The sequence below is a fragment of the Raineyella sp. LH-20 genome (assembly GCF_033110965.1).
Lineage (GTDB): Bacteria > Actinomycetota > Actinomycetes > Propionibacteriales > Propionibacteriaceae > Raineyella.
The window spans coordinates 3,278,463-3,302,594 of sequence record NZ_CP137003.1 but is presented as its reverse complement, the minus strand read 5'-3'; the positions used below and the strand labels follow the sequence as shown (position 1 = coordinate 3,302,594).

Genomic DNA, 24,132 nt, shown 5'->3' with positions numbered 1-24,132 from the left:
ACCTCACAATGTGAACGAACGACGACCGACAGAACCTGACGAGGAGCAACGATGACGACAGTGGCGGTGTTCGGAGCGAACGGCCGGATGGGCCGTGAGGTGGTGGCGGCGGTCGAGGCGGCACCCGACCTCGTCCTGGGCGCCACGGTGGACCACGGTGACGACCGGGCCGCGGTGGCGGACGCCGACGTGGTGGTCGACTTCACCGTGCCCGACGTGGTGATGGGCAACCTCGAGTGGGCCATCGCGCACGGGGTGCATTGTGTGGTCGGCACCACCGGGTTCACCCCGGAGCGGCTCGACACCGTCCGCGGCTGGCTGGCCGCCCGCCCGGGGACGAACGCCATCATCGCGTCCAACTTCTCCATCGGCGCGCTGCTGATGATGAAGTTCGCCGCTGAGGCGTCGAAGTTCTACGAGAGCGTCGAGGTGATCGAGCTGCACCACCCGGACAAGGTCGACGCGCCGTCGGGCACCGCGGTGACCACCGCCCGCCGGATCGCCGCGGCCCGGGCCGCCGCCGGGGTCGGGCCGTCGCCGGACGCGACCGCCACCCAGCTGGACGGGGCGCGCGGCGCGGTCGTCGATGGGGTCCACGTGCACAGCGTCCGCCAGCGGGGCCTGTTCGCCCACCAGGAGGTGTTGCTCGGCAACCCGGGGGAGACGCTCACGATCCGCGAGGACTCGATGGCCCGCACCTCGTACATGACCGGCGTGCTGGCGGCGGTCCGCGCCGTCGGCTCCCGGCCCGGGCTGACCGAGGGCATCGAAGGACTGCTGGGGATCTGACCTGTGCCGGACTCCCCGCTGATCGACGCGAGGCTGGTGCGCCGCCTGTTGGCCTCCCAGCTTCCCGACGACCTGTCCCACCTGGCCGGCGCGCCGGTGACCCTGGTGGGGCACGGCTGGGACAACGTGATGTTCGCCGTGGGCGACAGTCACGTCGTACGCCTCCCGTTGAGTCACCTCGCCGCCCGGCTCGTCGAGCACGAGATCGCCTGGGTCGAGACCGCCGCGGCACCGCTGCAGAAGCTCGGCCTCGCGGTCCCGATCCCGGTGTTCTGCGGCGAGCCCAGTCTGGTCTTCCCCCGGCGCTGGACCATCGTGCCGTGGATCAAGGGCACCGACCTGTCCACTGTCCCGCTGCCGGACCGGCGCCCGATCGCCGCTCCGCTGGGCTATGCCCTAGCGGCCCTGCACCGTCCGGCGCCACGCCAGGCCCCGCACAATCCGTATCGCAGCGTGCCGCTGGCATCCCGGGCTGCGCCGGTGGCCGATCGCTGGCCCGCCGTTCTGCGCTATCTGGGTGCCGCCGACACCGCAGCACTGCGGGAGCACTGGGATCGGGCGCTCGGAGCACCGGAGTGGCCCGGGCCACCGCTGTGGATCCATGGCGACACCCACGCCCGCAACATCATCCAGCGGGACGGGTGGCTGGTCGGGCTGATCGACTTCGGCGACGTGTCCGCCGGCGATCCGGCCGTCGACCTCGCCACCGGACGGCTCAGCTTCGACGCCGAGGGCTTCGCCCGTTTCCGGGAGGTCGCCGACGCCACCGGCACGTACGACCCGGCGATCTGGGACCGCGCCGCCGGCTGGGCGGTGGTGATCCTGACCGCCCTGATCGCCGACCCCGTCAGTCGGCGTAATTTCTCCGGCATGGTGGAGGATGCGCGGGCGAATCTGACCTAGACAGCCCCCGGGCAGCCCTAGGTCGGCTGTAGGGTCGGCAGCGGCGTGCGGGAGTCTCGCTGTAGAGGCTGCGCTGTGCGCTTTGGCAGCTCACTCATCACGCGTCCGCGCCATGATCGCGATGGATGGCTACGCGAGGACCGTCCGCCCAAGCGCCCGTCGTGACCATGCTGGCGTCCATCATCACCTGCGGCGTTTCGATGGCCGCCCCGGGGACCTGCGACGGCGCGTCCTCGATTTCTGGTCCCTGTCCGCGAGCGGCGGACGTCTTCCGATCCTGCTTCATTTCTTGTACGTAGTGAATCTGGCTTGGTTGGAGGGCCTCCGTCAGTCCACCCATTGCGGCGTTGGCGATCGCACGACCACGTGCTCGCCGCCAGTAGATCCAGCCTCGGGCCTCGGCGCGGAGCGCAAGTCGATCAACGATCACGACCACGGCAAGGCCGCCGATAACCCACAGAAATTCGCTCACGATGGCCCCGACTCTCACGCTGGAAAAGTCTCAAAAAAACTACTTGGCGACGTTACGAGTGGACGAAATGGCTGCCGCGGTCGCTCTCGTGCCCCAGGCAGTCGCCGGTTGTCCATGCAATAATGCAACGGAGTCACTTTGATGCTGCGCGTCACCGGATTGTGTCGACAACCGGGAGTTGCACTCGCACCCCAACTCACGGCACCCGACGGACCCCGGAGCGGCTCAGCCCACCGAGATCGTACGATCCTCATCCCACGGCCCGACCACAGCCAGGGTCGGCTCCGAGCTGAAGGTATCCCGGGCCAAGGCATGCACGTCCTCGAGGGTGACCGCCTCGACGGCGGCAAGGATCTCCCCGACCGTGCGTGGGTCGTCCTGGAGCACCGTACGTCCGTTGCGGGACATATGCGCCGAGGGGGACTCCAGGCCGAGGAGCGTCTGGCCGCGGATCTGTCCCTTCGCCTGGGCGAGTTCGGTGCCGGTGATGCCGTGGGTCAGCACGTCGTCGAGGACGGAGCGGACGACGTCGACGATCTGCTGGAGCCGTTCAGGAGCGCAGGCCCACTCGATGCTGACCTGCCCGGCGTCGGTGTAGGCGAGTTCGCTGGCGTCGATGCTGTAGGTGAGTCCGCGCTTCTCGCGCACCTCGACGAACAGCCGCGCCGACATCCCGCCGCCCAGCACCGTGACCAGCACGTCCAGCGCGGCCCGACGCGGATCGAGCAGGGCGAGCCCCGGCCAGGACATCACCGCCTCGAGCTGTTCGAAGTCACGCGTCTGCACGACGATCCCCGGCTCGGCGACCGCGGCCGCCTCCGCCTCGGTCGCCGTCTTCGGCGCCTGCCGACGCGCCAATGCCTGGTCGAGTGGGGCGAGCTGTTCCAGCAGCCGGTCGTGGTCGACCGCCCCGGAGGCGCTCACCACGATGTCGTCGGCGCGGTACTGGGCCAGCCAATACTCCACCACGGCGTCGCGGTCCATCGCCCGGATGCTCTCGACCGACCCGATCACCGGCTTGGCCAGGCCGCTGGGCCCGTACAGCCGGCGGGCCGACAGGTCGTGGGCGACGTCGCCGGGATCGTCGTTGCCCATCGCGATCTCTTCCAGGACGACCGTACGTTCCGAGGAGAAGTGCTCGGGCTCGATCAGCGAATGCGCGAGCATGTCCGACATCACGCTGACGGCTCGGTCGGCGTCCTCGGCGAGCAGCCGGGCGTAGAAGCAGGTGTGCTCCTTGGAGGTGTACGCGTTGAGGTCGCCGCCGACGCCCTCGATGGAGGCGGAGATCTCCTCGGCACTCAGCCGCGGGGTGCCCTTGAACAGCACGTGCTCGAGCATGTGCGAGGCACCGTGCAGGGCCAGCGATTCGCGCCGCGACCCGACACCGACGAAGAAGCCGAGGTTGAACGCGGCGGTGTGAGACAAGCGTTCGGAGACGACGCGCAGGCCGCCCGGCAGGGTCGTACGGCGCAGATCGCCGGCCAGGTCGTCGGCCGACAGCAGGGGACGGGTGATGGTGAACCTCCGGGACAGGGGAGCGGGGCAGGGGAGCGGGCCCCACCAGGGGGCCTTCCTTCGATGATACGAGCGGCCGGGAAGCGGATGGCCGCCCACCCACGTCAGGGACGGGCAGGGGAAAAGGCTCCGGAACGGGCGCCGCCCCTCACGTACGGAGACGGAGGGGCGACGCTCGGACCACAGGCCTGGATCAGTCCTCGGAACCGGTGTCCTCGGACTCGCCGGACTCGGCCGGCTTGCGGTGGGTGCGCCGACGGCGCCGCGGGGCGCGGTCGGACTTCGGCTGCTCGGCCGCACCGTCGCCCTCGTCGGTGCCCTCGACCACGTCGTCGTCGGCCGGGTCGGCCTCGGCGGCCTCCGGCTTGGCCTCGACCACCGGGGCGAGGGACAGCTTGCCGCGGTCGTCGACCTCGGTGACCTCGACCTGGATCTTCTGACCGACCTTGACGACGTCCTCGACGTTCTCGACCCGCTTGCCGCCGTTGAGCTCACGCAGCTTGGTGACGTGCAGCAGGCCGTCCTTGCCGGGGAGCAGGGACACGAAGGCGCCGAAGTTGACGACCTTGACCACGGTGCCGAGGTAGCGCTCGCCGACCTCCGGCATCGTCGGGTTGGCGATCGCGTTGATCATCGAACGGGCGGCGTCGGCGGCCTCGCCGGTGGTCGCACCGATGTAGATGGTGCCGTCGTCCTCGATCGAGATGTTGGCGCCGGAGTCCTCCTGCATCTGGTTGATCACCTTGCCCTTCGGGCCGATGACCTCACCGATCTTGTCGACCGGCACGTGCATGGTGATGATCCGCGGAGCGTACGGGCTCATCTCGTCCGGCTCGCCGATGGCCTCGCCCATCACGTCGAGCAGCACCATCCGGGCCTCACGGGCCTGCAGCAGCGCCTTGGCGAGCTCCTCCGACGGGATGCCGTTGAGCTTGGTGTCGAGCTGCAGCGCGGTGACGAAGTCACGGGTGCCGGCGACCTTGAAGTCCATGTCGCCCAGGGCGTCCTCGGCGCCGAGGATGTCGGTCAGCGCGATGTACTTCGTCTCGCCCTCGATCTCCTCGCTCATCAGGCCCATGGCGATGCCGGCCACCGAGGCGCGCAGCGGCACGCCGGCGTTCAGCAGCGAGAGGGTGGAGGCGCAGACCGAGCCCATCGAGGTGGAGCCGTTGGAGCCCAGCGCCTCGGAGACCTGACGGATGGCGTACGGGAACTCCTCCTTGCTCGGGATGACCGGCACCAGGGCACGCTCGGCGAGTGCACCGTGGCCGATCTCGCGCCGCTTCGGGGAGCCGACCCGGCCGGTCTCACCGGTGGAGTACGGCGGGAAGTTGTAGTGGTGCATGTAGCGCTTGGTGTTCTCCGGCGCCAGCGTGTCGATCTTCTGCTCCATCTCGAGCATGTTCAGCGTGGTGACGCCCAGGATCTGGGTCTCGCCGCGCTGGAAGAGCGCCGAACCGTGCACCCGGGGGATGATCTCGACATCGGCCGACAGGGCGCGGATGTCGCGCACGCCGCGGCCGTCGATCCGGACACCCTCGGTGAGCGTACGGTGCCGGACGATCTTCTTCTGCACCGACTTGAACGCGGCCTTGATCTCGGCCTCGGCCTCGGGGAAGGTCTCGCCGACGGTGGCGATGGCCTTCGCCTTGAGCGCGTCCTCGCGGTCCTGGCGCTCCAGCTTGGCCGGGATCGCCATCACCTCGCGCATCTCGTCGGCGACGAGCGCCTCGACGGCCGCGTACACCTCGTCGCGGTAGTCGGCGAAGACCGGGAACTCCCGCTGCTCCTTCGGCATCTCGGCGGCCAGCCGGGCCTGCGCATCGCAGAGGACCTTGATGAACGGCTTGGCGGCCTCCAGGCCCTCGGCCACGACCTGCTCGGTCGGGGCCTTCTTGCCGGCCTTGATCAGGTCGACCATGTGCTCACCGCCACCGGCCTCGACCATCATCACGGCGACGTCACCGTCGGGCAGCACCCGGCCGGCGACGACCATCTCGAAGGTGGACTCGGCGTCCTGCTCCACGGTCGGGAAGCAGACCCACTGGTCGCCGATCAGGGCGACGCGAACGCCACCGATCGGGCCGGAGAACGGCAGGCCGGCGATCTGGGTGGACATCGAGGCGGCGTTGATCGCCACGACGTCGTAGCGGACGTTGGGGTTGAGCGCCAGGACGGTGATGATCACCTGGACCTCGTTGCGCAGGCCCTTGACGAAGGACGGGCGCAGCGGGCGGTCGATCAGCCGGGCGGTCAGGATGGCGGACGTGCCGGGGCGACCCTCACGACGGAAGAACGAGCCGGGGATCTTGCCCGCGGCGTACATCCGCTCCTCGACGTCGACGGTCAGCGGGAAGAAGTCGAAGCCCTCCCGCGGGTGCTTCGCGGCGCTGGTGGCCGACAGCAGCATGGTGTCGCCGTCGAGGTAGACGGCAGCGGAGCCGTCGGCCTGCTGGGCGAGGGCGCCCGCCTCGAAGCGGACGACATGCTTGCCGTAGGAGCCGTTGTCGATGATGGCTTCGGCGAAATGGACGGTGGGTCCCTCCATGGGGACTCCTTTCGTGTGCGCCGCAGGGCACACGGCCGGTCCGTGGCTGGAGACCGGTCTTCGATCGAGGTCCGCGGGCGTACGCCGCTGCCTGACCACCGGATGGTCCGGCGACGGCAGGCGCTTCCCGAAGACCACTACCGAGGACCGAGGACTCCCGAAGCGACCGGGCCCTGCGTACGGCGTGGACATGGGGCTGTGGAGATCACAAGCCGATCACACTGTACCGGACTCGGTGGACAAGCGGCGACTCTGCGGCTTGATGGCGCTCCGTCGGGCGCGGAGGTGGGTCTGCGGCACTGTGCCGGGGATGGTCGGCTCGAGGTGGTTCTGTCGGGCGGGGAGGTGGGTCTGCGGCACTGTGCCGGGGGTCGTCGGCTTGACGCGCCTCGGTCGGGCGGGGGAGGTGGGTCTGCGGCACTGTGCCGGGGTCGTCGGCTCGACGCGCCTCGGTCGGGCGGGGGTGGAGGTGGTCTGTCGCGGCGGCGGTGACTCGTGGCCACGGTCGGGGCGCGTGTTGACCTGCGGGTCCCCGACCTTCCTCAGGTCGACCGACGATTCTCACGAAGGCCGACGCTCGCCATCTTCACCGATCCAATACGGGCAAATGCGGTCGGGGAACGTGGCGAACATCGGGGATGCTGAGAATCGTCGGCGTACGGGTGGCTTCAGTGCCCCCGAGGTCCGTGCCACGCTCCTCCGCCCCCGGCTGTGGCCCCTCATCGCTTGGATGGCCATCGACATTCTTCCTGCAGTGCTCCGCTGACCTCGGTGCCCGGGCGGCGGTTCCTCATGCCCCCGGTTGTGCTCCCAGGAACAGTGCCTCGACGTGGCGGCCGGGTCGTGGCTTCCCGGTGTAGTGCGCCGGGAGCACCCGGGGTGCGGATCCGCAGGCTGTGTCGTCGGTTCGGTGCCCCGGGTGTCCTCAGGCGATGACGTACGCCTCTAGGCGATGACTATGTCCCCGGACGATGGCACCCGGGCCATGACGACGCCTCCGAGCCATGACGACGCCTCCGAGCCATGACGACGCCTCCGAGCCATGACGACGCCCCCGAGCCATGACGACGCCCCCGAGCCATGACGACGCCCCCAGGCCGTGACGCGCCCCGATGGGCCGCCCGCCGCGGAACGCCGACGAGGCGGCCCCCCGCAGGGGACCGCCTCGGCGAGATCAGTGCGTCGGTGGCGTCAGCGACGCAGACCCAGGCGAGCGATCAGCGCACGGTAGTGCTCGATGTCGTTCTTCGCGATGTAGTTGAGGAGACGACGGCGCTGGCCGACCATGAGCATCAGGCCACGACGGGAGTGGTGGTCACCCTTGTGCTCCTTGAGGTGCTCGGTCAGGTGCGCGATGCGCTTGGTGAGCAGGGCCACCTGGACGTCCGGGGAGCCGGTGTCGCCGGGGTGGGTCGCGTACTCATCGATGATCTTCTGCTTCTCGGCAGCATCCATGGCTGCACTCCTTTCGTCATTCCCGTTGCGCGGCGCTGAGTGGTCACAGCTCTTGGGCTTCCGCGGCCGATCGAACGGCAGGGGGACAGGTCGCCGGCTCGGTGCCGACTGGGTCGAAATGCTCCCGGGGGAGCGGTGCTCCGTGGGCGGAGCGGGTGGGGCACTCCGTTGCGGAGTGACCCGATGACGGGGGCCGGTCGCGGATCCCGTCAGGGCAGGGTCAGCGAGAGACCTTGCCGGCCTTGAGGCAGGAGGTGCACACGTTCATGCGCTTGGTCGTCCCGTTCATCGTCACGCGGACGCGCTGGATGTTCGGGTTCCAACGACGATTCGTCTTCTTCTTCGACCAAGGCACGTTGTGTCCAAAGCCCGGGCCCTTGGCGCAGACGTCACATACGGCAGCCATTGGTGGTTCTCCTTCTGGAAACGTGTCAGTCCCGTCGTGTCGTACGGATCACGGCACGATAGCAACCGGTACAGACTAGCGGACCCGCCCGGATCTGGGAAATCCCGGCTCAGTGGGCGACGGACAGGCGGTCGAGCATCGTCGCCAGGAAGTCCTGGCACGCCTCGAGCTGGCGGATCTCGACGTACTCGTCCACCCCGTGGGCCTGGGCGATGTCGCCGGGACCGCAGATCACCGTCTCGATCCCCGCGGCGTGGAAGGCGCCGCCGTCGGTGCCGTACGTCACGTGCTCGTCGCTGGGAATCCCACCGTAGGCGATCGCGGCGCGGGTGGCGGGCGAGTCCTGCGTGGTGGCGAGGGTGGGCACCATGTCCTCGACAACCACGTCGATCCCGGTGCCGGGCTGTTCGGCCTGCATCTGCCGGGTGAGCTCGGCAGCTTCCTCCCGCAGCCGGGCGACGACGTCGGTCGGCTCGACGGCGGGGACGGTGCGGAACTCCAGCACCACCGTGCACCGCTCAGGAACGATGTTGCGGGCGGTCCCACCGTCGATCGTCATGATCCCTCCGGTGGAGTACGGCACCCCGTAGTCGGGATCGTACGGCCCCTCGGTGCGCCAGCCGTCGGTGATCGCCCGGAAGGCGGTGCACATCCGGGCGGCGTACTCGACGGCATTGCAGCCGGATGCGGGCAGTGAGGAGTGGGCGGACCGGCCCCGGACATCGATCCGGACGATGGTGACCGACTTGTGCCCGGTGATCACCCGCATCGAGGTGGGCTCGCCGACGATGCAGGCGCGGGGCCGTACGCCCAGCGCGGCGAGATCGCCGATCATCTGGGCCGCGCCACGGGCCGCGAGCTCCTCGTCGAAGGTGAAGGCCAGGTGCACCGGCTCGGCCAGCCGGGCGGCGGCGAACCGCGGCAGCGCGGCGGTGACCAGGGCCAGGAAACCTTTCATGTCGGCCGCGCCGCGGGCCTGGAGCCGGCCGTCGCGGACCTCTGGGGCGTACGGGTCGGAGGTCCACTCCTGACCGTCGACGGGCACGGTGTCCATATGGCCGCTGAGTGCGATGCCGCCGTCGGTGGTGCCGTCGGCGGCGGGCAGGGTGGCGATCAGATTGGCCTTCCGACCGGTGGCGTCGGGGCGCAGTTGCACGGCGATGCCGAGGGTGCGGCACTCGTCGGCGATCAGCTCGGCCACCGGGAGATTGGACAGTCTGCTGGTGGTGTCGTGGGTGAGCAGCCGCTCGAGCCAAGCGACGGCGCGGTCGTCGAGGCGTCCCCAGGGCCGGGTCATGACGTTGCCTCCTCACCGGGTGCCGCGGCCTCGTTGCGTCGGTGGTCGGCCTGGACCTTGAGGGCGGTCACCACGAAGTCCGGGACGAAGGTGGAGACATCGCCGTCCATCAGGGCGATCTCGCGCACCAGGGTGGAGGAGACGAAGGACCACTGGGCCGCCGTCGGCAGGAGGATCGTCTCCACGCCGGTGAGCTGCTTGTTCATCTGGGCCATTTGCAGCTCGTAGTCGAAGTCGGAGGCGAACCGCAGTCCCTTGACGATGGCGCCCACGCCGTGGGTCCGGCAGTATTCGGCGAGCAGGCCGTCGATCGGGTCGACCATCACGTTCGGCAGATGCGCGCAGGCCTGGGTGAGCATCGACAGTCGGTCGTCGAGGGTGAACAGTCCGTTCTTCGACGTGTTGCGACCGACCCCGACCACCACCTCGTCGAAGGATCGGGCGGAGCGCTCGATGATGTCGAGGTGACCGTGTGTCACCGGGTCGAACGAGCCGGGGCAGATGACCTTCACCGGGCCTCCTGGGCGTAGTGGATCGTTGTCTCACCATAGCGACGCGACCAGGCATCGATGCCGTCCGGCCACTGCGGGTCCCGGTCGCGGGAGGATCGTTCGACCACGAGCAGGCCGTCGGCGGCGAGCCAACCGGTGGCCCAGACCCGGCCGAGCACCTGCTCCAGCTGTTCGGTCGGCACCGGGTAGGGCGGATCGGCCCAGATGATGTCGTACGCCCGGGGAGCAGTGCCGGCCAGCAGCTCCTCCACCGGCGTCGTCCGGAGATCGATCGTCAGACCGAGTTCGCGGGCGTTGCGCCGGATCACCTCCGCAGTGCGTCGGTCCGACTCGGCCGCCGTCACGGGTCGGGCACCGCGGCTGGCCGCCTCCAGGGCCATCGCGCCGGAGCCGGCGTAGAGGTCGAGGAAGGCCAGCCCGGTCAGCCCGTCGGCCGACCAGGACTCCAGTGCGGAGAACACCGCCTCCCGCACCCGGTCCGTGGTGGGGCGGGTCCGGGCCCCCGGTGGGGTGGTGAGGCGTCGGCCACCGTGGGATCCGGCGATGATGCGTGTCACATCCGACAGGCTACCGAGGACGCTCCTGCTGCCCCGCCCGCTGGATAAACTCCGGGTCACCGGTGCAGTGCGGCCCGTGGTGAGCCGCCCATTGGCCGGGTCACGGAGGGAGCGGTCATGGCGTACGTCGAGAACGAAGCAGTCACGGTGATGAGCGACGAGGAGGCCTGGGCCCTGCTGGCACAGGAGCCGCTCGGGCGGCTGGCCACCACCATCGGTGATGACATCGAGATGTTCCCGGTCAATTACGTTCTGGACGGGGAGACGGTGGTCTTCCGCACCGCCCAGGGCAGCAAGCTCTTCGAGCTGACGGTGAACTCGCGGGTCGCCTTCGAGGTCGATGCGTACGCCGGCGAGGGTGGCTGGAGCATCGTGGTGCACGGCGACGCGGAGGTGCTCGAGGACCCGGCGGAGGTCGAGCGGGTGGAGCAGCTGCCACTGCGTCCCTGGGTGCCCACCATCAAGACCATCTACGTACGGATCCGGCCGCGCTACGTCTCCGGCCGGCGGTTCCGATTCGGCGACGAGCCGGAGGCTTGGCACCTCTGAGCCCTGGGCGGTGACCCCGGCGTCGACAAGACCCGCCCGCCGGGGTCACTGGTCGGTGCCGACGATCGAGCCGTCATCGATGGCCGGTCATTCGTCCAGGCTGACCAGTTCCATCCGGCGGATGGCGTCGTGGAACCCCGGCGTGGCGGCCTCGGGATCGTCACGGACGGCCTGCTCGGCGATGTCGCGGGCGAAGCCGATGAGGTCGGCGTCTCGGGTCACGTTCAGCAGTCGCATCCCGGTGTGGGCCCCGGCCTGGGTGGTGCCGAGCACGTTGCCCTCACGGCGCTGTTCCAGGTCGAGGTCCGCCAGCGCGAAGCCGTCGCGGGTGGCGGCGAGTCCTTCCAGGCGTGCCATGCTGTTCTCCGCGCCACTCTCCTCCCGGGTGGCGGCGAGCAGCAGGCACAGCCCGGGAAACCGACCCCGGCCGATCCGTCCGCGCAACTGGTGCAGCTGGGAGATGCCGAACCGGGCGGCGTCGCAGATCACCATCATCGACGCATTCGGCACATCCACGCCGACCTCGATCACGGTCGTTGCCACCAGGACGTCGAGGTCACCGGCGGAGAACTGGGCCATCACCCGGTCCTTCTCCTCGGTCGGCAACTGACCGTGCAACACACCGATCCGTACATCGTTCAGGGGCGTACGGTGCAGCCGGTCGACGACCTCCTCCAGTGACCACCCATTGACCGGGTCGACCGCGTCGCCCTCGGGGGAGATCCGTGGACAGACGACGAAGACCTGGCGTCCGTTCGCCACCTCCTCCCGGGCCCGCTCCCACGCCCGGTCGACCCACCGAGGGTGGGCGGTGACGTCGACGACGGTGGTGATGACGTCGGCTCGGCCGGCGGGGACTTCGCGGAGGGTCGACACCTCCAGGTCGCCGTAGATCGTCAGCGCCACGGACCGTGGGATCGGCGTGGCGGTCATCACCAGGACGTGCGGGTGCAGGTCGGCCTTGGCGGTCAGGGCGTTACGCTGCTCCACCCCGAAGCGATGCTGCTCGTCGACGACCACCAGACCCAGATCGGCGAACTGGACGGCCTCGGAGAGCAGCGCGTGGGTGCCGATGACGATCCCCGCCTCGCCGGAGGCGATCGCGAGCTGGCTGCGTTTCTTCTGGGCGCCGGTCATCGATCCGGTCAGCAGCGTCACCCGGGTGCCGCCGAGCATCCCGCCGGCCGCGATGTCGCCCAGCATCGTGGTGATCGAGTGGTAGTGCTGCACCGCCAGCACCTCGGTGGGTGCCAGCAGGGCGGCCTGGCCGCCGGCATCGACCACCGCGAGCATCGCCCGCAGCGCGACCACCGTCTTGCCCGACCCGACCTCGCCCTGGAGCAGGCGCTGCATGGCCACGTCCCCGGCGAGGTCGGCCTCGATCTCCCGGCTCACCTGCTGCTGGCCGTCGGTGAGCTCGAACGGCAGGCGGGCGTCGAAGGTGCTGAGCAGTCCGCCATCGGCCGCCCGGCGCGGCGCCGCGGCCAACAGGGTGCGGTCTGCGCGCCGATAGGCCATGGTGAGCTGGACCTCGAGCGCCTCGTCGAAGGCGAGGCGGGCCAGTCCGGCGTCGACCTCGGCCAGCGTGGAGGGCCGGTGCACCGCCTGCAGCGCCTCGCTGAGAGGCGGCAGCTCTGCTCGCTCACGGACCCAGGACGGCCACGGATCGGGCAGGTCGCCGAGGGCGTGCAAGGCCAGACCGGCCGCCTCGGCGATGTCCCAGGTCGGCAGCTTGGCGCTGGCCGGGTAGATGCCGATCGGCCCGCCGCGGAACACACTGGCCATCGACCGGTTGCGGTCCGAGCCTGCGACGAAGAAGCCCTGCTCGTCGACGATCACGTAGTCGGGGTGACCCAGCTGGGGCTGGCCCCGGAACTCGCCGACCTTCGCGGAGAAGATGCCACGGGCGCCTGGCGTGAGGGAGCGCTGCCACCAGTCCAGCAGGTGGTTGGCGCCGAAGAAGGTGGCAGACAGCCGGTGGCGGCCGTCGGTGAGCTGCACCTCGAGTCGTCCGCGGCTCTTCTTTCCCGGCGGACCGGGATGCGGGTGCACCTCGGCGACCCGGGCCAGCAGCGCGACGTGCGTGCCGACCTGGAGGTCGGACAGGTCGCTCAGCTCCGTCCCGACCACATAGCGGCGAGGAACGTGGTGCATCAGGTCGCCGACGGTGTGCAGTCCCAACGCAGTGAACGCCTTCTCCTGAGCACCGACGACCAGACCGATCCGCTGGTCCAGCGCCGCGTACGTCTCGGACCGCCAGCCGCCCAGCGCCGTCATCGATCGTCCCTCCCGGTCGGGTCCGCACGTCCCGTCCGGTCTCCAGCGTAGGAGAGGGTGCAGACATCGGCCGGCCGCCGTCGCGCGCACCGGCCGCGACGCCCGGGACATACACTCCCACCATGACCACCCACCGCACGTCCGCCGGCCACCTGGACGCCCGATCCCCGCTCGTCCTCGACACCCATGACCTGGGGCGCCGGGCCGGGGCGTTGCGTGAGGTCCGGGAGTCCGTGCCCGCCCCGGAGGGCATCGGGAACGCGCTCATCGGCATCCCCACCGGAGCCCCGATCGACCTGGACCTGCGGCTGGAATCAGTCAGCGAGGGTGTGCTGGTGACAGGTCTGGCGACCGTACGTCTCGAAGGGGAGTGCTCCCGCTGCCTCACCCCGCTGAAGGACGAGACCGAGGTCGACCTCCAGGAGCTCTTCCTCTATCAGGACCAGAGCGTCGACGACGATGACGAGGACCTGGCCCGGATGCAGGGGGAACTGCTCGACCTCGAGCCCACCTTGCGCGATGCGGTCGTCCTGGACCTCCCCTTCACGCCGTTGTGCCGCGAGGACTGCGCCGGTCTGTGTCCGGAGTGCGGCGCCAACCTCAACGAGGATCCCGACCACACCCACGGCCCGGCGACCGATGCCCGCTGGGGTGCGCTGAGCGGCTGGGCCGGGTCGGACCGGAACGAGGCGGACGAGGACGACGAGAACGGGGACGACGACACCGACCACGTGCCGGACGAGGCCGCGGGCGACGAGGGCCGTCCGGGCGCGGTCGACGACTGAGTCACCTCATCCGGCGCCGACCCTGCGCCGTTTGCACCCCCGGTGTGCCGACGTCTATAGTGGTCGCTTGCGTCTGCACGCGACCGGATGGCGTGCATGCACCCAGAGACAGAAGGAGAGACCCGTGGCAGTTCCCAAGCGGAAGATGTCCCGCTCCAACACGCGGAATCGTCGTTCCCAGTGGAAGGCCGCTGTGCCGACCCTGGTCACCTGCGCCAACCCGGCCTGCCGTGCCAAGCACCTGCCGCACACCGCGTGCCCCGAGTGCGGCCAGTACGGCCCGCGCGGTGAGCGTCGTCAGGTCCTGGAAGCCTGATCGTGACCGGCGGTGTAGCACCCGCCTCCACAGCTGAACAGCTTCTCGAAGAGCTGGGGGTCGCACCCGACCCCCAGCTCTTCGAACTCGCCCTGACTCATCGGTCGTACGCCTACGAGCATGGCCGGATCCCGACGAACGAACGGCTCGAATTCCTGGGGGATTCCGTGCTGGGCGTTGTCGTGACCGAGCACATCTTCACCTCGTACCCCGATCTCGCCGAGGGGCGGCTGGCCAAGCTCCGTGCCGCGGTCGTGTCGACCCAGGCCCTCGCTCGGGTGGCGCGGACGCTGGGCGTCGGTGGGCTGCTCCGCCTCGGGCGGGGTGAGCTGACCACCGGTGGCCGGGACAAGGACTCGCTGTTGGCCGACGCGATGGAGGCGATCATCGGGGCGATCCACGTCCAGTACGGCATCGACGGTGCCCGTACGTTCGTGCATCACGTCCTCGACGACCTGATCAGCGAAGCGGCGACGATGGGGGCGGGGCTCGACTGGAAGACCTCGTTGCAGGAGATCGCCGCCGACGTGGGGGCGGACTCACTGGTGTACGAGGTCACCTCGGCCGGGCCGGACCATGACAAGCGGTTCACCGCCCACGTCCGGGTCGGTGACCGACTCTTCGGCCCGGGCACCGGACGTTCGAAGAAGTACGCCGAACAGGAGGCCGCCGAGACGGCCTACCGGGCGCTGCACGCCGAGCAGGAGGCCCGCGCGGCCGCTGACGCCGGCACCGCGACAGACGACACGGCCGGTGACGCGTCCGCCCCTGCGGTGCTCGACACCGCTCCGGGGGGCCGGGCCACCGACCCCGCCTGAGATGGTCGACGATGCCTGAATTGCCTGAGGTCGAGGTGGTGCGGCGCGGTCTTGCGCCGCACCTCGTCGGTCGTACGGTCGCGGCGGTGGAGGTCCTCCATCCCCGTCCGGTGCGACGCCAGCCGGGCGGTCCGGCGGATTTCGCGGCCCGGCTGGTGGGGCGTACGTTCGGTGAGCCGGCGCGGCGCGGCAAGTACCTGTGGTTCCCGCTCGACTCGGGGGAGGCTGTCCTCGCCCACCTCGGCATGAGCGGACAGTTCCGGGTGGACGCGCCGGGCGCGCCCGACCAGGCCCACGTCCGGGTCCGCCTGGCTTTCGCCGACGAGGGCCCTGAGGTGAGATTCTGCGACCAGCGAATGTTCGGCGGACTGCTGGTCAGCGAGGCCGATGACGGTGTACCGCCCGAGATCGCCCACATCGCGCCTGACCCGTTCGAGGAGGCGTACGACGCCGACGCGGTGGTCCGGGCGCTCCGTCGCCGGCGGACCGGCGTCAAGCGCGCCCTGCTCGACCAGACCCTGGTGTCGGGCATCGGCAACATCTACGCCGACGAGTCGCTGTGGCTGGCCCGGATGCACTATGCACAGGCCACCGACGTGCTGACCGCACCCCGGGCGCGTGACCTCCTCGAGGCGGTGCGTACGATCATGGGACGGGCACTCGACCAGGGCGGGACGTCCTTCGACACCCTGTACGTCGATGTCAACGGGGAGAGCGGCTACTTCGACCGTTCCCTCAACGCGTACGGACAGGAGGACCGGCCATGCCCCCGCTGTGGCACCCCGATCCGCCGGGAGGCGTTCATGAACCGTTCGTCCTTCCGCTGTCCACGCTGTCAGCGGCAGCCCCGAAACCGTCACTGATCCCCCGGCACCCCTGATCCGCCGGCCCCGCGCCCCGGATCCACCACTCCGTCGATCGATAGGCCTGCACCACCGTGACCACCACCCCTCCCGCTCCGCGCACGACCAGCGCCCCGCAGAAGTCGTTCTGGGCGAAGTACGGCTACACCATCCGCCAGTTCTTCAAGTTCGGTGTCGTGGGCGGATCGGGTGTGCTGGTGAACCTGCTGGTGGTGATCGTCTGCAAGAAGATCTACCCGCACTACGAGACGCCGCTGTTCAACCTGTTCGGCACCCCGTGGAACGTCCGCCTCTACCACCTGTACGCGACCGTGGCATTCCTCGTCGCGAACACCTGGAACTACCAGTTGAACCGGATGTGGACCTTCCGGTCCCGGCACCACGGCGGCTGGTTGCGGGGATTCTTCCCGTTCCTTGCCGCCGGCGTGGCCGCCTTCGTGGTGAACCTCATCGTGCAGACCCTGCTGATCAACCCGACCTCGCCGGTGGCGCTGCCGCGTGAGATCTTCGACGACTCGAACGGCTTCCGCACACTGCTTTACTGGGCGACGCTGATCGGCACCCTGGTGGCCACCCCGTTCAACTTCGTCCTCAGCAAACTGTGGGTGTTCGCCGGTGTCCGGGCCAAGAACGTCCGGGCCAAGGAGACCACCGGCGACTCCGCCAAGTGACCCCCGCCGGGTACGCTGAGGGACACTCGACGCTTGTCAGGGCGCTGAAATCGTGGCGCGACGTGGCGTCGGACGGGGAATCACCACGGATCCTGACGCTCGGATCCTGACCGTACGGGAGGCACTGGCATGGGAGTCGTGGTCATCTCCGTGGTCGTCGCGCTGGTCGTCGCCGTGGTGATCGGCGGCGTCGTGGTCGTCGGCATGCGCGGCGGCCTGCCCGAGGTCTCGGAGAAGGCCCCGGACATCGCCGGCAGCCTCGAATGGGCCGCCCGACAGCTGAACGGCGAGGCCGAACCGTCGCCCCGTCTGGTCGGCCTGGAACGCGCCGTCACCCGTCGTCGCCTCAGCCGTGCCGGAGCGACTCAGGACGGTCAGGTCGACCCCGGCCAGGACGGTGGGCACGGCACCGCGGCGCCCGAGGTCGAGTCAGCCACCGCGCAGCCCAACGGGTCGGCCACTGCGCCACCCACCGGATCAGCCACCACCGGCGGCGCCGCCCCGGGCCCGGCCGGAGCGGACGGGGCCACCGGCGATCCGCGGACGGCCCCACGTCGCAGCTCCTTGCCGTCCACCGGGGACTTCGGCGGCTGACCACCTCCGGGCGTGATCGGGGGGCGACGCGCCCGCTCGTGACAAGATGGGGGACGTGTTGGTGCCCCTGATCTCCAGCGTGCTCGTCACGCCCATCATCGTCAGCATCGTCGTCGCGCTCCTGCTGATCGCCGGTGTCGTCGCCGTCGCGATGTCCCAGCGGAAGCTCCCGCCGGGCTCTGACCGTCCGCAGGTCGGTCCGGGACCGTCCGCCGCGGAGCGGGGGGCCGAGGGGGGAGTGGCCGTCGAGGAGCGACCCGCCGCCCCGGACGCCGGCCCGCAGGCATCCACCGCCGAGGCGCCCACGGCTCCCGAGGCGGCACCGGCCGAGGGCCCCGACGAGGCGGAGACCGCCGAAGGCACCGTCCTCGAGGGCGGGGTCACCACGCCGCCGGTCGAGATCCCGCTCGAGGTCCCCGAGCCGCCGCGGACCCGGATGGCTCGGCTCCGCGCCCGGCTCGCCGGTTCCAACAACGCGCTCGCTCGCGGACTCCTGATGCTGCTCTCCAGCGACAAGCTCGACGAGGAGACCTGGGAGGACTTCGAGGACACCCTGCTCACCTCCGACATGGGGGTCGGCCCGACCACCGAGCTGGTCGAGAAGCTGCGTACCCGGCTGCGGGTCGAGGGCGTCGCCGAACCCGCCGGCGCCGCCTCGGCGCTGCGCGAGGAGCTCGTCGCGCTGGTCGACCCGACCCTGGACCGTACGCTGCGGGTGGCGCGCGCCGGCGAGACGCCGGCCGTCGTGATGGTGGTCGGTGTCAACGGGACCGGCAAGACCACCACCTGTGGCAAGCTCGCCCGGGTGCTCGTCGCGGAGGACAAGGACGTGCTGCTCGGTGCTGCCGACACCTTCCGGGCCGCGGCCGCCGACCAGCTGGAGACCTGGGGCGGGCGCGTCGGCGTGCCGACCGTACGCGGGGCCGAGGGTGCCGACCCGGCATCGGTCGCCTTCGACGCCGTCAGTGCGGGCATCGAGCAGGAGGTCGACGTGGTGCTGGTCGACACCGCCGGACGTCTGCACACCAAGACCGGCCTGATGGACGAGCTGGGCAAGATCAAGCGGGTGATCGAGAAGAAGGCGCCGGTCAGTGAGGTGCTGCTGGTCCTCGACGCGACCACCGGACAGAACGGTCTCACCCAGGCCCGGGTGTTCGCCCAGGAGATCGGGATCACCGGCATCGTCCTGACCAAGCTGGACGGCTCGGCCAAGGGCGGCATCGTCATCCAGGTGCAGCGCGAGCTGGGCGTCCCGGTCAAGCTGATCGGTCTGGGGGAGGGGATGGACGACCTTGCACCGTTCGACGCCACTGCCTTCGTCGACGCCCTGCTGGAGCCGGCGCGGTCCTGACCCCCGTCCGGGGTGGGTATCCTGGGACGTCAGATGCGCCGGGACGTACGTCCGTACGTTCCCCGTGCTGCCCGACCGCCGCGTCCGCCGAGCACCGAGACATCGGTGGTCGGCTCCACCGACCACCGCGCTGAGTGAACCCGAGGACCATCTTGTTCGACACCCTGCAGGACCGCCTGGCCGCGACCTTCAAGAACCTGCGCGGCAAAGGTCGGCTGACCGACGCCGACATCGACGCGACCGCGCGCGAGATCCGCATCGCGCTGCTGGAGGCGGACGTCAACCTGGCCGTGGTCAAGGAATTCGTCAATGCGGTCAAGGTCAAGGCGCGCAACGCCGAGGTCTCCCAGGCGCTGAACCCCTCCCAGCAGATCATCAAGATCGTCAACGAGGAACTGACCGAGATTCTCGGCGGGCAGACCCGTACGGTCCGTTTCGCCAAGCAACCGCCGACCGTCATCATGCTGGCCGGTCTCCAGGGCGCCGGCAAGACCACCCTGGCCGGCAAGCTGGCGACCTGGCTCAAGCGCGAGGGACACACCCCGCTCCTCGTCGCCGCCGACCTGCAGCGGCCCAACGCGGTCAACCAGCTGCAGGTGGTCGGCGAGCGTGCCGGCGTGCATGTCTACGCGCCGCAGCCCGGCAACGGTGTGGGTGATCCGGTGCAGGTGGCGCGCGACTCGATCGCAGAGGCCGAGCGCAAGCTGTACGACGTCGTGGTCGTGGACACCGCCGGTCGGCTGGGCATCGACGCCGAGATGATGCAGCAGGCCGCCGACATCCGCACCGCTGTCCGCCCCGACGAGGTGCTCTTCGTCGTCGACGCGATGATCGGCCAGGACGCGGTGAACACCGCGAACGCCTTCCAGGAGGGCGTCGGCTTCGACGGTGTCGTGCTCACCAAGCTCGACGGCGACGCCCGTGGTGGTGCGGCCCTGTCGATCCGCAAGGTCACCGGCAAGCCGATCATGTTCGCCTCCAACGGCGAGAAGCTCGAGGACTTCGACGTCTTCCACCCCGACCGGATGGCCTCGCGCATCCTCGGCATGGGTGACGTACTGACGCTGATCGAGCAGGCGGAGCGTACGTTCGACGCCGAGCAGTCCGCCAAGGCCGCGGCGAAGCTGACCACCTCGAAGGGTGGCAAGGAGTTCGGTCTGCAGGACTTCCTCGACCAGATGAAGGCCGTCCGCAGGATGGGCCCGCTCTCGAAGGTGTTCGGGATGCTGCCCGGGATGGGTCAGCTGAAGGACCAGATCGAGAACATCGACGAGAAGGAGATCGACCGGGTCGAGGCGATCATCCTCTCGATGACCCCCGCCGAACGTGCCGACGTCAGCATCCTCAACGGCTCTCGCCGGTCGCGCATCGCCAAGGGCTCCGGCGTCGCGGTCAGCGACGTCAACAACCTGGTCAACCGGTTCGTCGACGCCCGCAAGATGATGGCCTCGATGGCCGGCGGTGCGATGGGCGGGATGCCGGGGATGCCGGGGATGCCCGGCGTGCCGGGGGCGGCCAGGCCGGCCAAGCAGCAGGCGAAGAAGCAGAAGAAGAAGGGGAACAAGGTCTCCGGCAACCCCGCCAAGCGGGCCTCCGGCCAGCCGGCCGAGCACGACGAGACCGAGGCGACCACGGCCTCGCCGTTCGGGGCCGGGGCGCCGGACGGTGTCGATCTGGAGCGCGCGATGCAGGACTTCCAGCTGTCGCCGGACCTGCAGAAGATGTTCGACCGCCAGCAGCGTCGCCCCTGACGTCGGGCCGCTCGGCCGGGGGCCGAACGGCTGACAGCGGCCGTACGGTCCGCCAGACTGGGGCCCGACCCACCCAGGAGGTGCCATGACCGATTCCGCCGCTGCCGACCACCGGCCGCCCCAGGCCCATCCCCAGGGACCCCGGCCGCATGTCCACTCGCACGACGGCGGGATCCCGCACATCCACAGTCACCCGCACGGTCGGGTGCCCGCCCTCGATCTGTCCGGGCCCGCCCCCGACCTGCACCTGCACGGCGTGCTGTTGCCCGGTGACGAGCCGGTCGACCTGTGGATCAGCGGCGGACGGTTCGTGGCGGGGCCGCTGACGGGCGCGCAGACCGTGGCGCGGGACTGCTGGATCCTGCCCGGTCTGGTGGACGCCCACTGCCATGTCGGGCTCGACTCCCACGGTGCGGTCGACCACGAGACCTCCCGGCGCCAGGCGCTGACCGACCGGGACGCCGGAACGCTGCTGATCCGGGACGCCGGTTCGCCGGCCGACACCAGGTGGGCGGACGACCGGGAGGACCTGCCGCGGATCATCCGCGCCGGCCGCCACATCGCCCGGCCCAAGCGCTACATCCGCAACTTCGCCGAGGAGATCGATCCCGAGGATCTGGTCGGGGCCGTCGAGCAGCAGGTGGCTTGCGGCGACGGCTGGGTGAAGCTGGTGGGGGACTGGATCGATCGGTCCACCGGCGACCTCGCCCCGCTCTGGCCGGCGCAGGTGGCGGCGGAGGCGATCGCCCGGGCCCACCAGCTGGGGGCGCGGGTCACGGCCCACTGTTTCGCCGAGCAGTCGGTCGTCGACCTGGTGGAGGCCGGCATCGACGGCATCGAGCACGGCACCGGCATCACCGATGACGTCGTCGAGCTGATGGCGGAGAACCAGGTGGCGCTGGTGCCCACCATGGTCAACCTGGAGACCTTCCCCCAGATCGCCGCCGGAGGGGAAGCGAAGTTCCCGACGTACGCCGCCCACATGCGCGACCTGCATGCCCGACGGTTCGCGACGATCGGCGCAGCGAAGGACGCCGGGGTGCCGATCTATGCCGGCACCGACGCCGGAGGCAGCCTGCCGCACGGCCTGATCGGCCAGGAGATCGCACTGCTGGCGAAGGTCGGTGGCATCGAGTGGGCCCTCGGTGCGGCGTCCTGGCGGGGCCGGGACTGGCTGGAGGTCCCCGGGGTCGAGCTCGGTGCGTCGGCCGACGTGGTGGTGTACGACACCGATCCCCGCCGCGATGCCGGTGCCGTCCGCCATCCCCGCCTGGTCGTGCTCCGCGGCCGCCCGTACTCGGGGGAACGGGACGCCTGACCCGCGCGTCGCTCGATTTCACCGAGCCCGGCGATCCGTGGCACAATGACGGTTGCATCTGTGTGCTCGGGTCCCTCTCATGCCGTGGCGCACCGATCCACCCGGGCCGCGGAGCCGGTGTCCCCACGCCGATCCTCGTCCCATCCGACATCCCCGGGGCGTTCCGGGACATTCGTACAGGAGTATCCACACACGTGGCTGTCAAGATTCGACTGAAGCGGCTCGGCAAGATCCGCACCCCGCACTACCGCGTCGTCATCATGGACTCGCGCTCCAAGCGCGATGGTCGCGCCATCGAGGAGATCGGGCAGTACCACCCGAAGAACGATCCCTCGATCATCGAGATCAACTCCGAGCGCGCGCAGTACTGGCTCGGCGTGGGCGCCCAGCCGACCGAGGCCGTCGTGGCGCTGCTGAAGCGCACCGGCGACTGGCAGCAGTTCACCGGCGACACCTCGGTGCCATCCGGCGTGACCCCGCAGCCGGAGCGCGCGGACAAGACTGCGATCTTCAACGCCCAGCTGGCCGATGCCAAGGGCGAGCCGCTGGTGGAGGCCTTCTCCGCGAAGAAGGCCGAGACCAAGGAGACCGCCGCCGAGGAGACCTCCGAGGCCGAGGCCACCGACGAGGCCGAGGCCTGATCGTGCTCGCCGAGGCCCTGGAGCACCTGGTCCGGGGGATCGTGCCGCATCCCGAGGACGTCCACGTCAAGGACAAGAACCTTCGCCGTGGTCGCCTGCTGGAGGTGCACGTGCACCCCGATGACATCGGCAAGGTGATCGGCCGCCGCGGGCGGACCGCCACCGCGTTGCGGACCGTGGTCGGCGCCCTGGCCGGACGTGAGTCCGTCCGGGTCGATTTCGCCGACATCGACCGACCCCGCGGGAACGGCCGCCGCTGATCGCGGTGACGTCCCCGGGACGACCTCCGTGCCCCGCAGTCGTACGACCGACTGCGGGGCACGACCCTTCCCAGGCTCGAGAGGAAGTCATGAGTGACAGCACCAGCGTGGTGGTCGGCCGGATCGGCAAGCCCCACGGGATCCGCGGCGAGGTGACCGTGGAGCTGCGGACCGACGAGCCCGAGCGACGGTTCGCCCCGGGCGAGCGGCTGGTCGTCGAGGGCAGCGGACGGGTGGTGACCGTCGCGGCGCACCACTGGCACCAGGGGCGACTCCTGGTGCGGTTCGAGGAGTTCGCCGACCGGACGGCCGCCGAGGCGGCGCGCGGCTGGATGCTCACCGCCGAGGTCGACCCTGCCGAACGTCCCGAGGAGGAGGACTCCTACTACGACCGTCAGCTGATCGGCCTGCGGGTGCTGACCGCTGACGGACGACAGGCCGGTACGGTCGACTTCGTGGTCCACCTGCCGGCGCAGGACCTGCTGGAGATCGCCACCGACGAGGGCACCCGGCTGGTCCCGTTCGTCGCCGCGCTGGTCCCACAGGTCGATCTGGCCGCCGGGACGCTGACCCTCGCCGACGTTCCCGGACTGCTGACGGACCTGGACGCCGAGGACACCACCGATGCCGGATCCGCGCCGGACGCCGGGGAGGGGCCCGACCGTGCATGAGCCTCCGGTGCAGAGTGACCCCACCCAGCGGATCGACATCGTTTCGATCTTCCCGGACTACTTCGCGCCGCTGCGCCTGTCCCTGGTCGGCAAGGCGGTGGCGTCCGGGCTGTTGGGCGTCGCGGTCCACGACCTGCGCGACTGGACCCACGACCGGCACCGCACCGTCGACGACACCCCGTACGGCGGGGGAGCGGGGATGGTGATGAAACCGGAGCCGTGGGGCGAGGCGTTCGACGCGCTGGTGGACCCGCAGGCGCCGCCGGTGCTGGTGGTCCCGACCCCGTCGGGCGTGCCGTTCACCCAGGCCCTGGCCCAGGAGTGGTCGCGGGCACCGCACCTGCTCTTCGCCTGCGGGCGCTACGAGGGCATCGACGCCCGGGTGATGGACTACGCCCGCGGGGTGATGCCGGTCCATGAGGTCAGCCTCGGCGACTACGTGCTCAACGGCGGAGAGGTCGCCGTGCTGGCGATGATCGAAGCGGTGGTCCGGCTGATTCCCGGGGTGATCGGCAACCCCGACAGTCTGGTGGAGGAATCGTACGCCGAGGGCCAGGACGGCCTGCTGGAGTACCCCGTCTATACCAAGCCGGCCAGTTGGCGCGGGCTGGACGTGCCGCCGGTGCTGCTGTCCGGCGACCACGGCAAGGTCGACGACTGGCGCCGCGAGCAGTCCCGGGAACGCACTCGGCGCCGCCGCCCCGACCTGCTCGCCGAGAGCGACGTACGCTCCGACTGACGGGCCGGCCGGGGCCTTCTCGCCGGCACGTTGTCGCGGGCAGGTCACAGTTTTGGCCCTGCCTCGCACCC

General features: G+C 70.2%; 24 protein-coding genes and 1 pseudogene. 16 read left to right on the top strand and 9 right to left on the bottom strand.

Features of this window, described 5'->3' with window-relative positions; translation table 11 throughout:
- The first annotated feature begins 51 nt into the window (after positions 1–51).
- Positions 52–789, top strand: coding sequence for a 4-hydroxy-tetrahydrodipicolinate reductase (gene dapB / locus R0146_RS14640; RefSeq protein WP_317690593.1), 738 nt, complete (start codon positions 52–54; stop codon positions 787–789).
- A 3-nt stretch (positions 790–792) separates the two neighbouring features.
- Positions 793–1,692 (top strand): aminoglycoside phosphotransferase family protein, encoded by a 900-nt coding sequence (locus tag R0146_RS14635; protein ID WP_317690592.1) that lies wholly within the window; start codon positions 793–795, stop codon positions 1,690–1,692.
- Positions 1,693–1,789: 97 nt separating this feature from the next.
- Here the strand turns inward: R0146_RS14635 and R0146_RS14630 are convergent, their stop codons facing one another.
- The 8 genes and pseudogenes from R0146_RS14630 to rsmD all read right to left on the bottom strand — a co-directional run bounded on the left by R0146_RS14630 (position 1,790) and on the right by rsmD (position 10,457).
- Entirely contained in the window at positions 1,790–2,164 is a 375-nt protein-coding gene (locus R0146_RS14630; protein WP_317690591.1) for a hypothetical protein, read from the bottom strand.
- A gap of 225 nt (positions 2,165–2,389) precedes the next feature.
- Positions 2,390–3,781 (bottom strand): M16 family metallopeptidase, encoded by a 1,392-nt coding sequence (locus R0146_RS14625; RefSeq protein ID WP_317690590.1) that lies wholly within the window; start codon positions 3,779–3,781, stop codon positions 2,390–2,392.
- A 232-nt stretch (positions 3,782–4,013) separates the two neighbouring features.
- Positions 4,014–6,230: pseudogene (locus R0146_RS14620) on the bottom strand (polyribonucleotide nucleotidyltransferase); the annotation flags it as partial.
- A gap of 1,191 nt (positions 6,231–7,421) precedes the next feature.
- A complete protein-coding gene (rpsO, locus tag R0146_RS14615) occupies positions 7,422–7,685 on the bottom strand; it encodes a 30S ribosomal protein S15 (RefSeq protein WP_317690589.1) in 264 nt (87 codons plus the stop codon).
- Between the two features lie 220 nt (positions 7,686–7,905).
- The gene (gene rpmB / locus R0146_RS14610; RefSeq protein ID WP_317690588.1) at positions 7,906–8,091 is read right to left on the bottom strand and encodes a 50S ribosomal protein L28; all 186 of its coding nucleotides are present in this window, start codon (positions 8,089–8,091) and stop codon (positions 7,906–7,908) included.
- Positions 8,092–8,200: 109 nt separating this feature from the next.
- Positions 8,201–9,388, bottom strand: a complete 1,188-nt coding sequence (argE, locus tag R0146_RS14605) for an acetylornithine deacetylase (RefSeq protein ID WP_317690587.1) — start codon at positions 9,386–9,388, stop codon at positions 8,201–8,203.
- Positions 9,385–9,900: a pantetheine-phosphate adenylyltransferase gene (gene coaD / locus R0146_RS14600; protein WP_317690586.1), complete on the bottom strand. Its 516-nt coding sequence runs from the start codon at positions 9,898–9,900 to the stop codon at positions 9,385–9,387. Before coaD ends, argE begins: the two co-directional genes overlap by 4 nt.
- A complete protein-coding gene (rsmD, locus tag R0146_RS14595) occupies positions 9,897–10,457 on the bottom strand; it encodes a 16S rRNA (guanine(966)-N(2))-methyltransferase RsmD (protein ID WP_317690585.1) in 561 nt (186 codons plus the stop codon). The genes coaD and rsmD overlap by 4 nt, the downstream gene beginning before the upstream one ends.
- A 117-nt stretch (positions 10,458–10,574) precedes the next feature.
- Between rsmD and R0146_RS14590 the strand changes: the two genes are divergently transcribed.
- A complete protein-coding gene (locus tag R0146_RS14590) occupies positions 10,575–11,006 on the top strand; it encodes a pyridoxamine 5'-phosphate oxidase family protein (RefSeq protein ID WP_317690584.1) in 432 nt (143 codons plus the stop codon).
- Between the two features lie 87 nt (positions 11,007–11,093).
- Here the strand turns inward: R0146_RS14590 and R0146_RS14585 are convergent, their stop codons facing one another.
- A complete protein-coding gene (locus tag R0146_RS14585) occupies positions 11,094–13,283 on the bottom strand; it encodes an ATP-dependent DNA helicase RecG (protein ID WP_317690583.1) in 2,190 nt (729 codons plus the stop codon).
- A 122-nt stretch (positions 13,284–13,405) separates the two neighbouring features.
- Here R0146_RS14585 and R0146_RS14580 point away from each other — a divergent pair, with 122 nt between their 5' ends.
- From R0146_RS14580 to trmD, 13 genes are all read left to right on the top strand, one after another.
- Positions 13,406–14,068, top strand: coding sequence for a YceD family protein (locus R0146_RS14580; RefSeq protein ID WP_317690582.1), 663 nt, complete (start codon positions 13,406–13,408; stop codon positions 14,066–14,068).
- Between the two features lie 124 nt (positions 14,069–14,192).
- Positions 14,193–14,384, top strand: coding sequence for a 50S ribosomal protein L32 (gene rpmF, locus R0146_RS14575; RefSeq protein WP_317690581.1), 192 nt, complete (start codon positions 14,193–14,195; stop codon positions 14,382–14,384).
- A gap of 2 nt (positions 14,385–14,386) precedes the next feature.
- Positions 14,387–15,202: a ribonuclease III gene (gene rnc / locus R0146_RS14570; RefSeq protein WP_317690580.1), complete on the top strand. Its 816-nt coding sequence runs from the start codon at positions 14,387–14,389 to the stop codon at positions 15,200–15,202.
- An 11-nt stretch (positions 15,203–15,213) separates the two neighbouring features.
- Positions 15,214–16,065: a bifunctional DNA-formamidopyrimidine glycosylase/DNA-(apurinic or apyrimidinic site) lyase gene (mutM, locus tag R0146_RS14565; protein ID WP_317690579.1), complete on the top strand. Its 852-nt coding sequence runs from the start codon at positions 15,214–15,216 to the stop codon at positions 16,063–16,065.
- 74 nt (positions 16,066–16,139) lie between these two features.
- Positions 16,140–16,736, top strand: coding sequence for a GtrA family protein (locus R0146_RS14560; RefSeq protein ID WP_317690578.1), 597 nt, complete (start codon positions 16,140–16,142; stop codon positions 16,734–16,736).
- 129 nt (positions 16,737–16,865) lie between these two features.
- Positions 16,866–17,330 (top strand): hypothetical protein, encoded by a 465-nt coding sequence (locus R0146_RS14555; RefSeq protein WP_317690577.1) that lies wholly within the window; start codon positions 16,866–16,868, stop codon positions 17,328–17,330.
- Between the two features lie 70 nt (positions 17,331–17,400).
- Positions 17,401–18,681 carry a signal recognition particle-docking protein FtsY gene (ftsY, locus tag R0146_RS14550; protein ID WP_411567210.1) on the top strand — a complete coding sequence of 427 codons (1,281 nt, stop codon included), beginning with the start codon at positions 17,401–17,403 and terminating at the stop codon, positions 18,679–18,681.
- A gap of 152 nt (positions 18,682–18,833) precedes the next feature.
- Positions 18,834–20,432 (top strand): signal recognition particle protein, encoded by a 1,599-nt coding sequence (ffh, locus tag R0146_RS14545; protein WP_317690576.1) that lies wholly within the window; start codon positions 18,834–18,836, stop codon positions 20,430–20,432.
- Positions 20,433–20,517: 85 nt separating this feature from the next.
- Entirely contained in the window at positions 20,518–21,750 is a 1,233-nt protein-coding gene (locus R0146_RS14540) for an amidohydrolase family protein (protein WP_317690574.1), read from the top strand.
- A 194-nt stretch (positions 21,751–21,944) separates the two neighbouring features.
- The gene (gene rpsP, locus R0146_RS14535) at positions 21,945–22,391 is read left to right on the top strand and encodes a 30S ribosomal protein S16 (protein ID WP_317690573.1); all 447 of its coding nucleotides are present in this window, start codon (positions 21,945–21,947) and stop codon (positions 22,389–22,391) included.
- Between the two features lie 2 nt (positions 22,392–22,393).
- Positions 22,394–22,651, top strand: a complete 258-nt coding sequence (locus tag R0146_RS14530; protein WP_317690572.1) for an RNA-binding protein — start codon at positions 22,394–22,396, stop codon at positions 22,649–22,651.
- An 89-nt stretch (positions 22,652–22,740) separates the two neighbouring features.
- Positions 22,741–23,322: a ribosome maturation factor RimM gene (rimM, locus tag R0146_RS14525; protein ID WP_317690571.1), complete on the top strand. Its 582-nt coding sequence runs from the start codon at positions 22,741–22,743 to the stop codon at positions 23,320–23,322.
- 7 nt (positions 23,323–23,329) lie between these two features.
- Positions 23,330–24,061, top strand: coding sequence for a tRNA (guanosine(37)-N1)-methyltransferase TrmD (gene trmD, locus R0146_RS14520; protein WP_317690570.1), 732 nt, complete (start codon positions 23,330–23,332; stop codon positions 24,059–24,061).
- Positions 24,062–24,132 lie beyond the last annotated feature (71 nt).

Excerpts from the sequence above, each read along its gene's own strand:
- dapB (WP_317690593.1), top strand. The coding sequence starts at position 52 with ATGACGACAGTGGCGGTGTTCGGAGCGAACGGCCGGATGGGCCGTGAG.
- rpsO (WP_317690589.1), bottom strand. The coding sequence starts at position 7,685 with ATGGATGCTGCCGAGAAGCAGAAGATCATCGATGAGTACGCGACCCAC.
- rpmB (WP_317690588.1), bottom strand. The coding sequence starts at position 8,091 with ATGGCTGCCGTATGTGACGTCTGCGCCAAGGGCCCGGGCTTTGGACAC.
- argE (WP_317690587.1), bottom strand. The coding sequence starts at position 9,388 with ATGACCCGGCCCTGGGGACGCCTCGACGACCGCGCCGTCGCTTGGCTC.
- R0146_RS14590 (WP_317690584.1), top strand. The coding sequence starts at position 10,575 with ATGGCGTACGTCGAGAACGAAGCAGTCACGGTGATGAGCGACGAGGAG.
- R0146_RS14585 (WP_317690583.1), bottom strand. The coding sequence starts at position 13,283 with ATGACGGCGCTGGGCGGCTGGCGGTCCGAGACGTACGCGGCGCTGGAC.
- R0146_RS14580 (WP_317690582.1), top strand. The coding sequence starts at position 13,406 with ATGACCACCCACCGCACGTCCGCCGGCCACCTGGACGCCCGATCCCCG.
- mutM (WP_317690579.1), top strand. The coding sequence starts at position 15,214 with ATGCCTGAATTGCCTGAGGTCGAGGTGGTGCGGCGCGGTCTTGCGCCG.
- R0146_RS14555 (WP_317690577.1), top strand. The coding sequence starts at position 16,866 with ATGGGAGTCGTGGTCATCTCCGTGGTCGTCGCGCTGGTCGTCGCCGTG.
- R0146_RS14540 (WP_317690574.1), top strand. The coding sequence starts at position 20,518 with ATGACCGATTCCGCCGCTGCCGACCACCGGCCGCCCCAGGCCCATCCC.
- rimM (WP_317690571.1), top strand. The coding sequence starts at position 22,741 with ATGAGTGACAGCACCAGCGTGGTGGTCGGCCGGATCGGCAAGCCCCAC.